Source organism: Bradyrhizobium sp. GCM10028915, from assembly GCF_042666195.1.
Taxonomy (GTDB): Bacteria; Pseudomonadota; Alphaproteobacteria; order Rhizobiales; family Xanthobacteraceae; genus Bradyrhizobium; species Bradyrhizobium canariense_D.
In genome coordinates this window covers 231,261-248,065 of record NZ_JBHTFN010000065.1, presented here as the reverse complement: position 1 = coordinate 248,065, position 16,805 = coordinate 231,261, and the positions used below count along the sequence as shown (strand labels likewise).

17 protein-coding genes are annotated in these 16,805 nt (G+C 63.9%); 13 read left to right on the top strand and 4 right to left on the bottom strand.

The genetic code is table 11. From position 1 onward, the window contains the following. Positions 1-219: 219 nt before the first annotated feature. The 12 genes from cysG (at position 220) to ACFQX9_RS30880 (ending at position 11,437) form a co-directional block, all read left to right on the top strand. Positions 220-1,644 (top strand): siroheme synthase CysG, encoded by a 1,425-nt coding sequence (cysG, locus tag ACFQX9_RS30935; protein ID WP_377791435.1) that lies wholly within the window; start codon positions 220-222, stop codon positions 1,642-1,644. Then, positions 1,641-1,958 carry a DUF2849 domain-containing protein gene (locus ACFQX9_RS30930; RefSeq protein WP_085351747.1) on the top strand — a complete coding sequence of 106 codons (318 nt, stop codon included), beginning with the start codon at positions 1,641-1,643 and terminating at the stop codon, positions 1,956-1,958. Before cysG ends, ACFQX9_RS30930 begins: the two co-directional genes overlap by 4 nt. Before the next feature lie 11 nt (positions 1,959-1,969). Beyond that, positions 1,970-3,625 carry a nitrite/sulfite reductase gene (locus ACFQX9_RS30925; protein WP_085351748.1) on the top strand — a complete coding sequence of 552 codons (1,656 nt, stop codon included), beginning with the start codon at positions 1,970-1,972 and terminating at the stop codon, positions 3,623-3,625. Beyond that, the gene (locus ACFQX9_RS30920; RefSeq protein WP_018454648.1) at positions 3,612-4,127 is read left to right on the top strand and encodes a DUF934 domain-containing protein; all 516 of its coding nucleotides are present in this window, start codon (positions 3,612-3,614) and stop codon (positions 4,125-4,127) included. Before ACFQX9_RS30925 ends, ACFQX9_RS30920 begins: the two co-directional genes overlap by 14 nt. After that, complete coding sequence (locus ACFQX9_RS30915) at positions 4,124-4,855, top strand: phosphoadenylyl-sulfate reductase (RefSeq protein WP_085351749.1); 732 nt, start codon at positions 4,124-4,126, stop codon at positions 4,853-4,855. The genes ACFQX9_RS30920 and ACFQX9_RS30915 overlap by 4 nt, the downstream gene beginning before the upstream one ends. Before the next feature lie 108 nt (positions 4,856-4,963). Next, the gene (locus ACFQX9_RS30910) at positions 4,964-5,977 is read left to right on the top strand and encodes a sulfate ABC transporter substrate-binding protein (protein WP_018454646.1); all 1,014 of its coding nucleotides are present in this window, start codon (positions 4,964-4,966) and stop codon (positions 5,975-5,977) included. Between the two features lie 87 nt (positions 5,978-6,064). Beyond that, positions 6,065-6,850: a sulfate ABC transporter permease subunit CysT gene (gene cysT, locus ACFQX9_RS30905; RefSeq protein ID WP_231190982.1), complete on the top strand. Its 786-nt coding sequence runs from the start codon at positions 6,065-6,067 to the stop codon at positions 6,848-6,850. 10 nt (positions 6,851-6,860) lie between these two features. Next, positions 6,861-7,772, top strand: a complete 912-nt coding sequence (gene cysW, locus ACFQX9_RS30900) for a sulfate ABC transporter permease subunit CysW (RefSeq protein WP_085351751.1) — start codon at positions 6,861-6,863, stop codon at positions 7,770-7,772. Continuing rightward, positions 7,762-8,799 (top strand): sulfate/molybdate ABC transporter ATP-binding protein, encoded by a 1,038-nt coding sequence (locus tag ACFQX9_RS30895; protein ID WP_377791434.1) that lies wholly within the window; start codon positions 7,762-7,764, stop codon positions 8,797-8,799. The genes cysW and ACFQX9_RS30895 overlap by 11 nt, the downstream gene beginning before the upstream one ends. A gap of 90 nt (positions 8,800-8,889) precedes the next feature. Then, entirely contained in the window at positions 8,890-9,393 is a 504-nt protein-coding gene (locus tag ACFQX9_RS30890) for a CAP domain-containing protein (protein ID WP_085351841.1), read from the top strand. Positions 9,394-9,471: 78 nt separating this feature from the next. Beyond that, positions 9,472-10,647, top strand: coding sequence for a DUF3734 domain-containing protein (locus ACFQX9_RS30885; RefSeq protein WP_204513296.1), 1,176 nt, complete (start codon positions 9,472-9,474; stop codon positions 10,645-10,647). A 1-nt stretch (position 10,648) separates the two neighbouring features. After that, the gene (locus ACFQX9_RS30880) at positions 10,649-11,437 is read left to right on the top strand and encodes a 3-hydroxybutyrate dehydrogenase (RefSeq protein ID WP_018454640.1); all 789 of its coding nucleotides are present in this window, start codon (positions 10,649-10,651) and stop codon (positions 11,435-11,437) included. Between the two features lie 46 nt (positions 11,438-11,483). Here ACFQX9_RS30880 and ACFQX9_RS30875 read toward each other — a convergent pair whose 3' ends face one another. From ACFQX9_RS30875 to ACFQX9_RS30865, 3 genes are all read right to left on the bottom strand, one after another. Continuing rightward, positions 11,484-12,308: a sulfite exporter TauE/SafE family protein gene (locus tag ACFQX9_RS30875; RefSeq protein WP_018454639.1), complete on the bottom strand. Its 825-nt coding sequence runs from the start codon at positions 12,306-12,308 to the stop codon at positions 11,484-11,486. A gap of 195 nt (positions 12,309-12,503) precedes the next feature. Continuing rightward, positions 12,504-13,862 carry an oligosaccharide flippase family protein gene (locus tag ACFQX9_RS30870; RefSeq protein WP_377791433.1) on the bottom strand — a complete coding sequence of 453 codons (1,359 nt, stop codon included), beginning with the start codon at positions 13,860-13,862 and terminating at the stop codon, positions 12,504-12,506. Positions 13,863-14,000: 138 nt separating this feature from the next. Then, positions 14,001-14,840, bottom strand: coding sequence for a protein-disulfide reductase DsbD domain-containing protein (locus ACFQX9_RS30865; protein ID WP_377791432.1), 840 nt, complete (start codon positions 14,838-14,840; stop codon positions 14,001-14,003). Positions 14,841-14,982: 142 nt separating this feature from the next. Here ACFQX9_RS30865 and ACFQX9_RS30860 point away from each other — a divergent pair, with 142 nt between their 5' ends. Then, positions 14,983-15,627: a YqgE/AlgH family protein gene (locus ACFQX9_RS30860; RefSeq protein WP_377791431.1), complete on the top strand. Its 645-nt coding sequence runs from the start codon at positions 14,983-14,985 to the stop codon at positions 15,625-15,627. A gap of 157 nt (positions 15,628-15,784) precedes the next feature. Here the strand turns inward: ACFQX9_RS30860 and ACFQX9_RS30855 are convergent, their stop codons facing one another. Then, entirely contained in the window at positions 15,785-16,672 is an 888-nt protein-coding gene (locus ACFQX9_RS30855) for a TauD/TfdA family dioxygenase (protein ID WP_018454635.1), read from the bottom strand. Positions 16,673-16,805: the final 133 nt, after the last annotated feature.

The window sequence follows — 16,805 nt, the reverse complement described above, 5'->3', positions numbered from 1 at the left end:
TTGCGCGGGCACGCGCTCGGCGAGAGCGGGGCTGCTCAGCCCGCCAGCAGTGGAATTGTCCTTGAGAAGATGCATCTCTGCCACTTTGCGTTTGGAGGCGAAAATTCTATAGTTGCGGTGCAAGAGAGAAGAAAAAATTTTCTCTTTGCGCGCCTGAAACGACACATATATAGAAAATAATTCCAGTCAACCCCCGCATGTGGGGTAAGCGAGTATCGTATGCGGTTCTTGCCCGTGTTCCTCGATCTCAAGGCCGGTCCGGTGGTCCTCATCGGTGCGGGTGAGCTTTTGCGCGCCAAGCTGCGCGTGCTGGCCGCTGCCGGTGCGCGCATTCGCGTGCATGCGATCGATGGCAATCACGACCTGGGTCTGAGCTCCGAGGACGCGGCGCGTATCGACATCTCGGCCACCGATCCGCTGACCGCCGATCTCTCGGGAATCATCGCGGTGGTTTGCGCCGGCGCTGGCGATGTCGGCGTGGCGATGTCGGTCCGCGCCAAGGCGCTCGGCCTGCCGGTCAATGTCATGGACGATCTCGAGCATTCGAGCTTCATCTTTCCGGCGATCGTCGATCGCGGCGATGTCGTGGTCGCCGTCGGCACTGGCGGCACGTCGCCGGTGGTGGCGCGGCGCGTGCGCGAGAAGATCGAGGCGCTGCTGCCGGCGCGCATCGGCGAGCTCGCCGAGTTCATCGGCGGCTTCCGCAAATCCATCAACGAACGTATTGCCGAGTTTCCGTTGCGTCGCCGCTTCTGGGAGCGCGTCATCGACGGCCCGATCGGTGCCGCCGTATTGGCCGGCCGCAAAGGCGAGGCGGACGCAGCGCTCAAGGCGATTTCAGATCCATCCGCGTTCGCGCGGGCCGACAAGCCGGAAGGATCCGTCGCGCTGGTCGGCGCCGGGCCTGGCGATCCGGATTTGCTCACCATCAAGGCGTTGCGCGCGCTCCAGGATGCCGACATCGTCTTCCATGACGAGCTGGTCTCGCCTGAAATTCTCGACCGCATCCGCCGTGACACCACGCGCGTGCCGGTCGGCCGCCGCGTCGGCAAGCCCGGCATCGGGCAGGACGCCATCAACAAGCGCATGATCGAGGCCGCGCAATCCGGCCAGCGTGTGGTGCGGCTGAAGGGCGGCGATCCCTTCGTGTTCGGCCGCGGCGGCGAAGAAGTCGAAGCACTTCGTGCCGCCGGCGTTGCCTATTCGATCGTTCCCGGCATCACCGCAGGTCTCGGCGGCGCCGCCGATTTCGAGGTGCCGCTCACCTATCGTCACGAAGCAACGCGCATCACCTTCCTCACCGCGCACAAGGCGCGCGACGCAGAAGTCGTGGACTGGTCGACGCTGACCGACGCCAGGATGACCGTCGTGGTCTACATGGGCATGACGGCTGCGCCGGCCATACGCGCCGGCCTCTTGGCCGCCGGCCGTTCGCCGGAGACGCCGGTCGGCGTATTCGCCCGCGTCACGCGTCCCGATGCGCAAGGCGAGATCGGCACGCTGCGCGATCTGCCCGAACTGGTCCGCCGGACCAACGGCGGTCCCGCCATTCTCATCATCGGCGATGTGGTCCGGCATGCCGGCTCGCTTCGCCGCCAAACCCCAAAGCAAATCATCTCTGACCTATTGGATGCAGCCGAATGACCTCCCCGCTTGAACAGAAGAAGATCAAGATCGCCGGCCCCTCGGTCGTGACCGCCAACCGCACCTGGGACGGCATCGTGGTTTACCGCACCGCCGACAAGAGCTGGTCCGCGGACCTGTCGGAAGCCGCGATCGTGCGCAACTCCGACGAGGCGAAGGCGTTGCTTGCGGAATCCGTTGCCGATGACGTCGGCGCGATCGGCCCCTATATCGCGCCGGTACAGGTCGGTGCAGACGGCAAGGTCGAACCCGGAAATCTGCGCGAACAGATCCGCCGCACCGGCGTGACCATCGGACAGCCGGTTCAGGTTTAAGGCGCTTTCTTATGTATGCTTACGATGAAATCGACCGCACGCTCGTGAACGAGCGCGTCTCGGAATTCCGCGACCAGGTGAAGCGCCGCCTCTCCGGCGAGCTCACCGAGGACGAGTTCAAGATCCTGCGGCTGCAGAACGGCGTCTATCTGCAACTGCACGCCTACATGTTCCGCGTCGCGATCCCCTACGGGACGCTGGCGTCGAACCAGCTGCGGGCGCTCGCCCACGTCGCGCGCAAATACGACCGTGGCTATGGCCATTTCACGACGCGGCAGAACATCCAGTTCAACTGGATCAAGCTCGCCGAATTGCCGGATGCGCTGGCCGATCTCGCCGAGGTCGGCATCCATGCGATGCAGACCTCCGGCAACAACATGCGCAACGTCACCTCGGATCAGTGGGCCGGCGTCGCGCCCGGCGAGATCGAGGATCCCCGCATCTGGTCGGAGCTGATCCGCCAGCACACCACGTTGCATCCGGAATTCTCGTTCCTGCCGCGCAAGTTCAAGATCGCGATCAGCGCGTCGGACCACGACCGGGCCGCGATCAAGATCCACGACATCGGGCTGAAGCTGATCAAGAACGAGAAGGGCGAGACCGGCTTTGAGGTGCTGGTCGGTGGCGGGCTCGGACGCACGCCGTTCATCGGCAAGACCATCAAGCATTTCGTCCACGGCCGCGACATTCTCAGCTACATCGAGGCGATTCTGCGCGTCTACAACCAGTACGGCCGCCGCGACAACATCTACAAGGCGCGCATCAAGATCCTGGTGCACGAGCTCGGCATCGAGAAGTTCTCGCGCGAGGTCGAGGAGGAGTGGCAGCACATCCGCAACTCCTCGCTCCAGATCGACGACGAGGTGGTCGAGGACATCCGCTCGCGCTTCACCTATCCTGCCTACGAGAAGCTGCCGCACATGCCGGACGAGCTGCGCCAGGCCGCGGCCGATCCCGATTTCGAGGCATGGCGCAAGAACTCGGTGGCCCCGCACAAGGCCCAGGGCTATTCCATCGTCACGATCTCGCTGAAGCCGATCGGCGCGCCTCCGGGCGATGCCACCGCCGAGCAGATGGATGCGCTCGCCGATCTCGCCGACGAATACTCCTTCGGTGAGATCCGCGTCGGCCACGAGCAGAACCTCGCTCTGCCGCATGTCGCCAAGCGTGACTTGCCGGCGCTGTGGAAGGCGCTCGACAAGCTCGGGCTGGCGACGCCGAACGTCAATCTGATCACTGACATCATCGCCTGCCCGGGTCTCGACTATTGCTCGCTGGCCAATGCGCGCTCGATCCCGATCGCGCAGGAACTGACGCGGCGCTTCGCCAATCATGAGCTGGCCAATCTGATCGGCCGGTTGCACATCAACATCTCCGGCTGCATCAACGCCTGCGGCCATCACCATGTCGGTCATATCGGCATTCTCGGCGTCGAGAAGAACGGCGAGGAGGTCTACCAGATCACCATCGGCGGGCGCGCCGACGAGAGTGCCGCACTCGGCAATCTGATCGGCCCCGGCGTCAAGTTCGACGAGGTCGCCGACGTCGTCGAGGACATCGTGGAAGCCTATCTGGCGCTGCGCGAGCGGCCCGAAGAGCTGTTCATGGACACCGTAAAACGCCTCGGCGTCGAACCCTTCAAGGAGCGCGTTTATGCCACTCGTTAACGGCGGAAAGATCGCCGACGACAGCTTCGTCAAGCTCGCCGTCGACACGCCGCTGCCCGAGGGCGGCGACATTCTGGTGCCGGCCGAGCGTTTCGTCGGCGAGGCGGATGCGTTGCTCAAGCGGACCGGCAAGGTCGGTGTGATCTGGCCGAACAATCGCGACATCGCCGAGCTGGTGCCCTATCTCGGCAAGATTGCCGTCGTCGCGCTGGTGTTCCCAACCTTCCGCGACGGACGCGCCTACAGCCAGGCGCGGCTGCTGCGCGAGCGTTACAATTACCGCGGCGAGTTGCGTGCGACGGGCCAGATCCTGCGGGACCAGTTCGTGTTCATGCTGCGCGCTGGCTTCGATTCCTTCGACGTCAAGAAGCAGGCCGACGCGGAAGCGTTCATGCAGACCGCGAAGCGCTATTCGGTCTTCTACCAGCCCACCGGCGATGGCCGCATCACGGCGCTGCACCGGCGCATGCAGCTGCGTCATTCCGAGGGTGTCGGCACGTGAACGCAATCGCGTCTCCAATTTCGGCAATCTCCGCCTCGGCGCTGCCCTCGGCGGAGGACCTCGATCGCGCCTTGCGCGATGCCTCGCCCGCCGAAATCATCGCCGCTGCGCTGAAGACGGTCGGGCGCGACAAGCTTGCGCTGGTGTCGTCCTTCGGTACGGAATCGGCGACGCTGCTCAAGGTGATGGCGGATGTCGATCCGGCGATCCCGGTGATCTTCCTCGACACCGGCTGGCTGTTCGAGGAGACGCTGGCCTATCGTGATACGCTGATCGCGACGCTGGGCCTGAAGGACGTCCGCTCGATCAAGCCTGCCGAGGAGACGCTGTCGCGCGAAGATCCCGACCGCGACCTCTGGTTTTCCGATCCCGACGCTTGCTGCCGTATCCGCAAGGTCGAGCCGCTGGCGCGGGCGCTGAAACCGTTCGATGCATGGCTCAACGGCCGCAAGCGCTTCCAGGGCAACTCGCGCGCCGACATCCCGGTGGTCGAGGACGACGGTACGCGGTTGAAGTTCAATCCCTTCGCCAATGTCTCGCGTGAGGAACTCGAGGCGATTTTCGCCCGCGCCAAATTGCCGCGTCATCCCCTGGTCGCGTCGGGATTTCTATCGGTTGGGTGTATGCCTTGCACGAGCAGAACGGCCGAAGGCGAGGATGAGCGTGCCGGTCGCTGGCGTGGCCGGGCCAAGACGGAATGCGGCATCCACACGATGAAGACTTCGTAGCAAAGTTACGCTGCCCGGCTACGAACAAGAAAATCCGGTTCCGTTGACTTAAGCGCGTTTCGCCCCGAGTTATGCCTGCCATCGATGACGCCGACGTCATTGATGTGAATGGAGATGGACATGATGCGTCGTATCGTTCCGCTCGCGGCAGGACTGCTCGTGACAGGCTTGTTGGCAAGCGCGGCTCTTGCCGCTGACATCACTCTGCTGAACGTCTCGTACGATCCGACGCGCGAGCTCTATGTCGAGTTCAACAAGGCGTTCGCGAGTGCCTATCAGAAGGAAACCGGCAAGAGCGTCGAGATCAAGCAGTCGCATGGGGGCAGCGGTTCGCAGGCGCGCGCCGTGATCGACGGATTGCAGGCCGACGTGGTGACGCTTGCGCTCGCCTACGACATCGACGCCATCGCGGGCAAAGGCCTCACGACGGCCGACTGGCAGAAACGGTTGCCGCAAAACTCGTCGCCCTATACCTCGACCATTGTGTTCCTGGTCCGCAAGGGCAATCCCAAGGCCATCAAGGACTGGGACGATCTGCTCAAGCTCGGCGTCGCCGTGATCACGCCGAACCCGAAGACGTCAGGCGGCGCGCGCTGGAATTATCTGGCCGCCTGGGGCTTTGCGCAGAAGAAATACGGCTCGGCGGACAAGGCCAAGGATTTCATCGGAAAGCTCTATCAGCAGGTGCCGGTGCTCGACACCGGTGCGCGCGGCGCGACCGTGACCTTCGTCGAGCGCGGCGTCGGCGACGTGCTGCTCGCCTGGGAAAACGAGGCGTACCTGGCGCTCAAGGAATTCGGTCCGGAGAAATTCGAGATCGTGGCGCCGCCGCTCTCGATCTTGGCGGAACCGCCGGTGACGATCGTCGATAAGGTTGCCGATAAAAAAGGCACCCGTAGTGTCGCCGATGCCTACCTGCAATATTGGTACACCAAGGAAGGTCAGGAAATCGCGGCGCGCAACTTCTATCGTCCGCGCGATCCCGAGATCGCCAAAAAACATGAAAACTCCTTCGCGAAGGTCGAGCTGTTCACGATCGACGAACTTTTCGGCGGCTGGACCAAGGCGCAGAGGGAACATTTTGCCGACGGCGGCGTCTTCGATCAGATCTACAAGAACTGATCGGGCGCTGTCGGCGGGGCTTAAACAGGGGGCCTGGTGAGCGCAATCGCAGCACGACGCCGGACATTGCCGGGCTTCGGTCTCACCATGGGGCTGACGCTATCCTGGCTGTCGATCATCATCCTGATTCCGCTCGCCGGCCTGTTCCTGAAATCGCTCGAGCTGAGTCCCGAGCAGTTTTGGAACATCCTCTCCAGCCGCCGCACCCTGAATGCGTTGCGCGTGTCCTTCGGACTCGCCTTCGCAGCCGCCTGCGTCAATCTGGTGATGGGCAGCATCATCGTCTGGGCGCTGGTGCGCTACCGCTTCCCCGGTCGGCGGCTGTTCGATGCCATCGTCGACGTGCCGTTCGCGCTACCTACGGCGGTTGCCGGCGTCGCGCTGACCGCGTTGTTCGCCGAGAAGGGCTGGCTCGGCGCGCCGCTTGCGGCGGCCGGCATCAAGGTGGCGTTCACGCCGGTCGGCATCTTCGTCGCCATGATCTTCATCGGTATCCCGTTCGTGGTGCGCACGGTGCAGCCGGTGCTCCAGGATCTCGACCCAGAGATCGAGGAGGCCGCGGGCAGCCTTGGCGCGAGCCGCTGGCAGACCATCATTCGCGTGATCCTGCCCTCGCTCGGTCCGGCGCTGCTCACCGGACTCGCGCTCGCCTTCGCGCGTGCGGTCGGCGAATACGGCTCGGTGATCTTCATCGCCGGCAATCTGCCCAACGTCTCCGAGATCGCGCCGCTGCTGATCGTGATCCGGCTCTCCGAATTCCGCTATGCCGATGCGACCGCCATCGCGGTTGTCATGCTGGTCGTGTCCTTCGTCATTATCTTCGCGGTCAACCGGCTCCAGCGCTGGGCGCAGAGCCGGATTCCGGTGCGGTGAGGACGGGGCCATGACGATGCAGATCGCAGATTCCGTCCCACTCCCGGCCTCCGACGCCAAGGCACGCGCGTACGCAGCCGCCGCGCGGAACAACCTTCGCACCGAACCGCGCGCGGTCCGCATCGGCATCATCGCGCTGGCGATGACCTTTCTATCAGTCTTCGTCGTGTTGCCGCTGGTCGTGGTGTTCGCGCAGGCCTTCTCGAAGGGAATTGGCGCTTATTTCGCCGCGCTGACCGACCCGGAGGCGCTGTCCGCGATCAAGTTGACGCTGTTGGTTGCTGCAATTTCCGTCGGCCTCAATCTCGTCTTCGGCCTGGTCGCGGCTTGGGCGATTGCAAAATTCGAATTCTCGGGCAAGACCTTCCTGATCACGCTGATCGATTTGCCGTTCTCGGTCAGCCCGGTGATTTCGGGCCTCGTCTTCGTGCTGCTGTTCGGCGCGCAGGGCTATTTCGGCGGCTGGCTGCGCGATCACGACATCCAGATCCTGTTCGCGGTGCCGGGCATCGCGCTTGCGACCACCTTCGTGACCTTCCCCTTCGTGGCGCGGGCGTTGATCCCGCTGATGCAGGAGCAGGGCACGCAGGAGGAGGAGGCCGCGATCTCGCTCGGCGCCTCGGGCCTGCAGACCTTCTTCCGCGTCACGCTGCCCAATATCAAATGGGGCGTGCTGTACGGCGTCCTGCTCTGCAACGCGCGCGCGATGGGCGAGTTTGGCGCGGTCTCCGTCGTTTCGGGCCATATCCGCGGCGAGACCAACACGATGCCGCTCCTGGTCGAGATTCTCTACAATGAATATCAGTTCGTCGCGGCGTTCGCGATCGCCTCGCTGCTCGCGATGCTGGCGCTGATCACGCTGGTCGCGAAAACCGTTCTCGAAAATCATCTCGACGAAGGACATGACGCAAGTGAGCATTGAAGTCAGGAATCTCGTCAAGAAGTTCGGCAGCTTCGCAGCCCTCGACGGCGTCGATCTCAAGGTCAATGACGGCGAGCTGCTCGCGCTGCTCGGTCCATCCGGCTCGGGTAAGACAACGCTGCTGCGGATCATTGCCGGGCTCGATTGGCCCGATTCCGGTGAGGTGTCTTTCAACGGCGAGGATGCGTTGGCGCAGGGCGCGCGCGAGCGGCACGTCGGATTCGTATTCCAGCACTACGCGCTCTTCCGCCACATGACGGTGTTCGAGAACGTCGCCTTTGGCCTCCGCGTGCAGCCGCGCGCGATCCGCAAGGACGAAGCGACCATCCGTGCGCGCGTCAGGGAGCTGCTCGATCTCGTGCAGCTGGACTGGCTCGCCGACCGCTATCCGAGCCAGCTCTCCGGCGGCCAGCGCCAGCGCATCGCGCTGGCCCGCGCGCTCGCGATCGAGCCGCGTATCCTGCTGCTCGACGAGCCCTTCGGCGCGCTTGATGCCAAGGTGCGCAAGGAGCTGCGTAAATGGCTGCGCTCGCTGCACCACGAGATCAACGTCACCTCGATCTTCGTCACCCATGACCAGGAGGAGGCGCTCGAAGTCGCCAACCGCGTCGTGGTGATGGACAAGGGCAAGATCGAGCAGATCGGCTCGCCCGATGACGTCTATGAGAGCCCGGCGACCGCCTTCGTCCACAGCTTCATCGGCGAATCCATCGAGCTTCCGGTCCTGATCGCCGACGGCGTCATCAGGCTCGGCGACCGGCCGCTTCAGCTCGCTGCAGACGGGCTTGCGCCTGGCGCGTCAAGACTGTTCGTGCGGCGACACGACATGCTGGTCGGCCCGCCCGGCAGCGGTGCCTTCGAGGGCGCCGTGCGGCACGTCCGGAATTTCGGTCCCGTGCAGCGGGCCGAGGTGGCATTATCAGGCGGAGAGACCATCGAGATCGACGCTCCGCGGGACAGGGAACTGCGCGCCGGCGACACGATCGGCCTGGAGCCCCGCCGCTACCGGATATTTGGGGGCGCCTGAGCGGGGTCAACCGGTCAATTTTTCCTCAATATTCACCTTTCAGCCACGGTTGGTATGCAACAACGGCGCCTGATTTGGGGGCTCCTGTTCATGCGCGTCGCGGCCGCGATATCAATCCTTTTGCTGCTCGCCGGCTGCGCCGGCAACGAAGCACCGGTCCAGCAGCCCTCGATGTATGCCGATATGGCTGTCCCGGGCGCAAAGCTCGACGCGCAGGCCGCAGCGATCATGATCTCGCAATACCGCCAGAACAACGGGCTCGGCACCGTCGTGATCGACCCCGAACTGATGCGGCTTGCCGAATCCCAATCGCAGGCGATGGCGGCGGCCAACAAGATGGACCATGACGTCCGCGCGCCGCTGGCCAAGCGCCTCAGCGCCGGCGGCTATCCGGCGACCGTTGCGGTCGAGAACGTCTCGGCCGGCTATCATACGCTGGCGGAAGCGTTTTCCGGCTGGCGCGACTCGCCCCCGCACCGCGCCAACATGCTCAAGAGCGGTGTCACAAAATTAGGCATCGCGGCGGGCTATGCTCCCGGCACCAAATACAAGGTGTTCTGGACCATGATCCTGGCCTCGACGGACGCCCGATAAGCCAGACTTGATCCCGGGATACATTGACGCCGCGGCAGACTGTCGCCACGGTCGCTCGCCATCTGCTAGTGTTCCCGCATGACCGATCATAGTCCAGAAGTCGCAACAATCCCCGCAAACGCGCAACGTGTCCTGGTCCTCCAGGGCGGCGGCGCGCTCGGCTCCTATCAGGCCGGCGCCTATCAATCGCTCTGCCATGCCGGCTTCGAGCCGGAATGGGTCGCCGGCATCTCGATCGGCGCGATCAACGCCGCGATCATCGCCGGCAATGAAGGGCAGACGCGCGTCAAGCGGCTCAAGGAATTCTGGGAGATGGTCTCCGCGCCGGTGCCGTGGAAGCCGATCGGCAAGAGCGACCACAGCCGCGAACTGTTCAACTCGACCAGCGCCGCATTGATCGCGACCTTCGGCGTGCCCGGCTTCTTCACGCCGCGCATCCCGCCGGCGCCGCTCTGGCCGCCCGGCAGCCCGCAGGCCGAGAGCTATTACGACACCGCCCCGCTGAAGAAGACGCTGGAGCGTCTGGTCGATTTCGACCGCATCAACGATCTGAAGACGCGGCTGTCGGTCGGTGCAGTCGGCGTTACCTCCGGCAACTTCAAATATTTCGACAATTTCGAGTTCAGGAAGCTCGGCAAGAAAATCGGACCCGAGCACATCATGGCCTCCGGCGCGCTGCCGCCCGGCTTTCCGTCCATCGTGATCGACGGCGAGCATTATTGGGACGGCGGCATTGCCTCCAACACGCCGCTCGACTACGTGCTGGACGCCGAGACCGACCGCGATCTCCTGATCTTCCAGATCGACCTGTTCAGCGCCCGCGGCGATCTGCCGACCTCGCTACTCGAGGCGACCGAGCGCGAGAAGGACATCCGCTTCTCGAGCCGCACGCGGATGAACACCGACAAGAACAAGCAGGTGCACAACGCCCGCAGGGCCGTGCGCGACCTGATTTCCAAATTGCCCGATTATCTCAAGAACGACCCTTCCGTGGAATTCCTTGCCAAGGTATCGCGCGAAAGCACCGTGACTGTGGTGCACCTGATCTACCGCAGCAAGAACTACGAATCCTCGTCCAAGGATTACGATTTCTCGCATGTCGCCATGGTCGAGCATTGGGAAGCCGGCGTGCGTGACGTGCATCTGTCGATGCGCCACAAGGATTGGCTCGAGCGGCCGCAATCCGGCGAGACCATGGTGACCTACGATCTCACGGGGGACGTCACTGCGCCCCCGCCAAGAAGGAGCGAATAATATGGGTAGTCTGTCAGGCAAGAACGCCGTCGTGACCGGGTCGACCAGCGGCATCGGACTTGCCTATGCGCGCGCCTTCGCCGCCGCCGGCGCCAATGTCGTCATCAACGGGTTCGGCTCGCCGGAGGACATCGAGAAGGAGCGCGCCAAGATCGAGTCCGATTTCGGCGTGAAGGCGGTCTATTCGCCGGCCGACATGACCAAGCCGGCCGAGATCGCCGGGATGGTCGCGCTCGGCGAGAAGAGCTTTGGTTCGGTCGATATTCTCGTCAACAATGCGGGCATCCAGTTCGTCTCGCCGATCGAGGAATTCCCGCCGGAGAAATGGGATCAGATCATCGCGATCAACCTGTCCTCGGCGTTCCATGCCATTCGCGCCGCCGTCCCGGGCATGAAGAAGAAGGGCTGGGGCCGCATCATCAATACCGCTTCCGCGCATTCGCTGGTCGCCTCGCCTTTCAAGTCGGCCTATGTCTCGGCCAAGCACGGCATCGCCGGCCTGACCAAGACCGTGGCGCTCGAGGTCGCGACCAGCAAGATCACCTGCAACTGCATCAGCCCCGGCTATGTCTGGACGCCGCTGGTGGAGAAGCAGATCCCCGACACCATGAAGGCCCGTAACCTCACGCGCGACCAGGTCATCAACGACGTGCTGCTCGACGCGCAGCCGACCAAGGAGTTCGTCACCTCCGAGCAGGTCGCAGCCCTCGCGCTGTTCCTGTGCGGCGACGATGCCGCGCAGATCACCGGCACGAATCTGTCGATCGACGGCGGCTGGACCGCGGAGTAGACCGCGATCGCTGGCGAATGGCGGAGCCGAGCTCCGCCATTTTCGTTCAGTGCGTCCAGGCCAGCGCCGTCTCGAATGCCGAGGACAGGTGCAGCTCCGCGAACATGATCTTGCCGGCGACCACGAACAGCACGCTGGCGAGTGTGAGGCGCAGCACCGTCTCGGGCACGCGCGTCGCGCTAAAGCTGCCGACGACGATGCCGGGCAGCGAGCCCAACAGCAGCACGCCCATCAGCGCCCAATCCACGTCGCCAAGCGCCCAGTGCCCCATTCCGGCGATCAGCGTCAGCGGGACCGCATGGGCGATGTCGGACCCGACGATGGTCGCCACCGGCAGGCGCGGATAGAGCAGCAGCAGAACGGTGACGCCGACCGCGCCGGCGCCGACCGATGAAATCGAGACCAGCACACCGAGCACGATCCCGGTGACGACCGTCGCGATCGCCGTGGCGCGGTCATCGACCTGCTCCAGGCGCCGGCGATAGCGCTCCATGATCGATCTGCGGAAGATCAGCGAGGTCGCAGTCAGCAGCAGCGCGAAGCAGAGCACGAGGTTGACGAGATTGCGCTCGGAATCGCTCTTGAGGTCGAGCTTCCAGAGCACCAGCAGCGTCAGCGCGCTCGCCGGAAGGCTGCCGCAGGCGAGCCGCAGCACCGCCGGCCAGTGCACGCTGCGCGACCAGCCATGCACCACGCTGCCGCCGGTCTTGGTGGCGGCAGCATAGAGCAGGTCGGTGCCGACCGCGGTCGATGGATGAATCCCGAACAGCAGGATCAGCAGCGGCGTCATCAGCGAACCGCCGCCGACGCCGGTCATCCCGACCAGCAGGCCGACGCCGAAACCAGAGGCGACGTAGAGTGGATCGATCATGTCCAGGGAATCTTAGGTTTATCTCGTCAGTTGGGCAATACGACGTAGAATAAACTTTCCCTGCGGTGCAACCGCTTGGGCCAAATAAGAAAAATCGTGCTGTGCCCTTGGCAATAAATAGGTGTTTCGCGTTGTTCCCGGGCATGCTTCGAAGCAGCCGTTCCCCGAGAGCAGCACGCGAAGGCAGTCGGAAGTCTATTTCCCAAACGCCAGCACGTGCAGGCCGAGCCGCTGTCGCACGATCCAGAACAGCAGCACCGTCTCGAAACTGAGCGAGATCGAGGTCGCGGCCGCCGCGCCATGGCCGCCGAAGCGCGGCACCAACGCGATGCAGAGCACCAGGTTCATCGCAAAGGCCAGCGCATAGGCCAGCGCGCAGATCTTCTGCTGGCCGAGCATGTTGAGCAGCCGTTCGACCGGGCCGATCGCGGCACGGACCACGAGGCCAATCGCGGCGACGAACATGATGTCGTAGCCGATCACGAATTGCGGCCCGAACAGCCAGAGCAGGGGCTTGCCGAGCGCGAGCAGCACGATGGTCGCCGCCAGCGACGGCCAGAACGTCCAGTTGATGGCATGCGCCACGTAAGCCGACAGCCGCGCCTTGTCGCCAGCCGCGTTGTATTCGGCGAAGCGATGCGCGGTCGTCGCCGACATCGCGTAGTGGATGAAGGAGACCAGCGCCAGCGTCTTCACCACGGCGAAATAGACGCCGACCTCGTCGGAGGGGCGGAATTGCTGAAGCACCAGCACGTCGGTATAGGACAGCAGCAAATAGAAGCTTTCGACCAGCAGGATCGGCAGCGACACGGCGAGCCAGCCGCCGACGTCGTAGGCCTTGGGGCCCGCCTCGATGTGATCGGCGAGCTTGCGGTTCAGCACCACCATCTGCCCGGTCATCGCGATCCACACCGCGCCCGCGCTCGCGATCATCGCGGCAACCGCGCCGAGATGATAGCCGAGCAGGAAGGCGCAGGCCGTGATGCCGATGATCAGGGTCTGGCGGATGATGAATTGCGGCATCAGGCCGAGCTGCATCCAGTCATGCGAACGGGCGATGCCGTCCTGGGTGTTGGCGACGACGAAAGCGGGCAGCGTCATGCAGCCGATGTAGAGCGGCAGCACTTCGGCGGGATCGATCCAGGGCGAGAGCAATTTGACGATGCCCGCGAGGCCGAGCGAGACCAGCGTGGAGGCGCAAAAGGTCAGCCAGCGGCTGCCCGAGAGAAAGCCGCGCAGCAGCGCATGCTCGCCACGGCTGCGGTATTCCGGAATGATCTTTTGCGCGGAGGCCGAGATGCCAAAGTCCATCATGCTGCCGAGCAGCAGCACCCAGGTCCAGACATAGACATAGACGCCGTAGTCCGACGTCCCCATCCAGCGCGCGAGCAGGACCTGCGAGAAATATGCAAGGCCGGCGCTGATCACGCGGATGAGGAAGATGGTGCCTGCGAGCCGCCGCGTCAGCGACGCTTCGCTCGACCCGCCCGTCAATGTGTCGCGCAGCCGCGCGATGAGGCCGGCAGGTCCGGTCGTTGCGGGTTCTGCATCCATCACGGCCAATTCGAAGGATCCCCGAGGCGCACACGAATGCTGCGGCAGACTTGCCGCAGTAGCCCTGGGGATTAGCAACCATTCGTTAAGATTCGGTTGGATCAAAGATGTCGTCCGGGCGAACGCCAGGACGACCACTCACTCCAGATTGGTATTGAACTCGTACGACTTCTCCGGTCCGACCAGCGTGAACTTCAGCGCTGCGCCGCCGGGCTGGGCGCCCGGCGGCAGGCCGTCGAGTTCGAAAGAAAATCGCTTCACGCCCGGTGGGCTGGGCTCGACCGGCGCCGGGATGGGCAGCGCCCAATCGGGCGTCGGACCTTCCACGAACAGACTGACGGTGCGCGCATCCGGAACGACCACGTCGACCACCACATTCTTGGGCCCATCACGCTTGACGTCGCGGATGGTGAGCGGATTGGGATCGCCGATGGCGGCAGGTTTGGGCACGGTGTCGAGCGCTGCACGCAAATTGGCGTCCTCGGTCGAGGCGACGCTGTTGAAGCCAAGCTCGGCGCGGGCCTCGACGGGAATGCAAAGCTTTTCGCACACCGCATAATTGATCTCGGCGCGCAACGTCACCGGCTTGTCGGCCGCCTTGGCGATGATGCGCAGGGGCAGCACGATCTGGTCGTGATAGCCGATCGAATGGCCGCCCGCGCCGTCGTCGAATTTCTGCGGGGCCGGCCACATCACCGTCACCGCTTCGACATTGTCGGATTTCGAGAAATCGAAGCGCGGCGGAACGCCGGAATCGCCCGGCATGCGCCAATAGGTTTTCCAGCCGGGCTGGATCTGGAAGGCCATACCGCCGAGCAGGACGGCGCCGCTGCGCGATCCTGCCAGCAACCGCACCGCGGAATGTCCGTCGCGCTGCCACGGCGATGCGTCGTCGGCATGGGCCGCAAGCGCCAGCGAGGACGCGAGCAGGGTTGTCGCGACGCCAATCGCCGCACGCCGGGGAACTCTTGTCAGCATGGTACGTCTTTACAGGGTCGCCCGGCGGCAAACCATTGAATTGCTTGTGATGGATGCACTTGAATCAAGTCCCTGAAAGCCTTGATTTGACAGCGGCCCGGCCCGACATCAGGATAGGAATTGAAACCGGAGTGCTTCACCGATGGCTCCCACAGGCAAGAGGACGGGCGAAAGCACCCGCAAGCCAGCCCCCGCGCTCCCGAGTTCGGCGGGCTACCTCGACGGCCAGCTGTTGATCGCCATGCCCGTGATGGGCGACGAGCGCTTCGAGCGCTCGGTGATCTATCTCTGCGCCCACTCCGCCGAAGGCGCGATGGGCATCATCGTCAACCATCCGGCCGGCAGCATCGACTTCCCCGAGCTGTTGCAGCAGCTCGGCATCATCAACAAGGGCGAGCACATTAAGCTGCCGGAGAATGCCGAAAGCATGAAGGTGCTGCGCGGCGGTCCGGTCGATACCGGCCGCGGCTTCGTGCTGCATTCCAGCGATTTCTACATCGAGAATGCGACGCTCCGGATCGACGACGGCGTCTGCCTCACCGCGACCGTCGACATCCTGCGCGCGATCGCCAACGGCTCCGGCCCCAAGCACGCCATCCTGGCGCTCGGCTATGCCGGCTGGGCGCCGGGCCAGCTCGAGACCGAAATCCAGAGCAATGGCTGGCTGCATTGCGACGCGGATTCGGATTTGATCTTCGGCGGCGACGTCGACGAAAAATACGGACGCGCGCTGCGTAAGATCGGCATCGATCCCGGCATGCTCTCGAACGAGGCGGGGCACGCGTAGCGCCTCAGTGTCGTCCTGGCGAAGGTCAGGACCCATTACCCCAGGCTGCAATTGTTGAAGCAGGCTGGCAACCACCAGCCTTCGCCGAACTGGACATCGGTGGTAATGGGTCCTGGATCGGCGCTGCTTCGCTCGCTGGTCCAGGACGACTGGAGAACTACTCCGCCGCCTGCTGCTGCACCGTTGGCTCCGTGCCCGCCACCGTCGCGCGGCGCATGTCACGGGGCTGCGACTGGTCGTAGCGGCGGACGCGGTGCATGGTCTGGCGGTTGTCCCACATCACGAGGTCATGCAGCTTCCATTTGTGGACGTAGACGAACTCGCTTTGTGTGGCGTGCTCGTTGAGATCGCGCAGCAGCAGCCTTCCCTCGGGGACGCTCATGCCGACAATCTTGCCGGCATGCGATGAGAGATAGAGCGACTTGCGGCGATGGACCGGGTGGGTGCGCACGAGACGTTGCATCACCGGCTTGAACATCTCCTTCTCCTCGTCGGTGTATTCTGTGAAGCCCAGCGATCCCCGCGAATACATCAGCGAGTGCTCGCAGACGAGATCCTCGATCTCCGCCTTGGTCTCGTCGTCGAGCGCGTCATAGGCCGCCCGCATGTCGGCGAATTCGGTATTGCCGCCCTTCGGGTTGAGCACGCGGGCCGACAGCAGCGAGAATTTTGCCGGGATAGGGCGGAACGAGCTGTCGGAATGCCACAGGCAATTGCCGAGGTTGAACAGGTGCGCGCGGCTGTCCTTTGCCAGCGGCTTGCCGTCCTTGCCGAGATTGGAAACGTCGTTCAGGCCCGATTGGAGCCGGTAGTCCTTCTCCTTCGTGACCGTGCCGCCACGCGCGTCCTCGCGCTGGCCGAAGTTTAGCGCAAAGGCCATCTGCTGTTCGTCGGTGATGTCCTGGTCGTGGAACACCAGCACTGCATATTTGTCCATGGCGGCTTCGATCTCGCGCGCCTCGGCCTCGGTGAGAGGTTGCCGCAGGTCGAGGCCCGAGACCTCGCCGACAAAATGTTTGTGAAGCTGCCGGATGGCGATCGTCATGACGTTTCTCCCGCGAACCGCGAGCGGTTGGTCCCGCTCTGTCGAGGAAAAAGTTACTCCCGTAACAAGCGATGTCAACGCTGGGCGCGCATAGCTGCCCGTAGCCCGGATGGAGCGAAGCGTAATCCGGGGA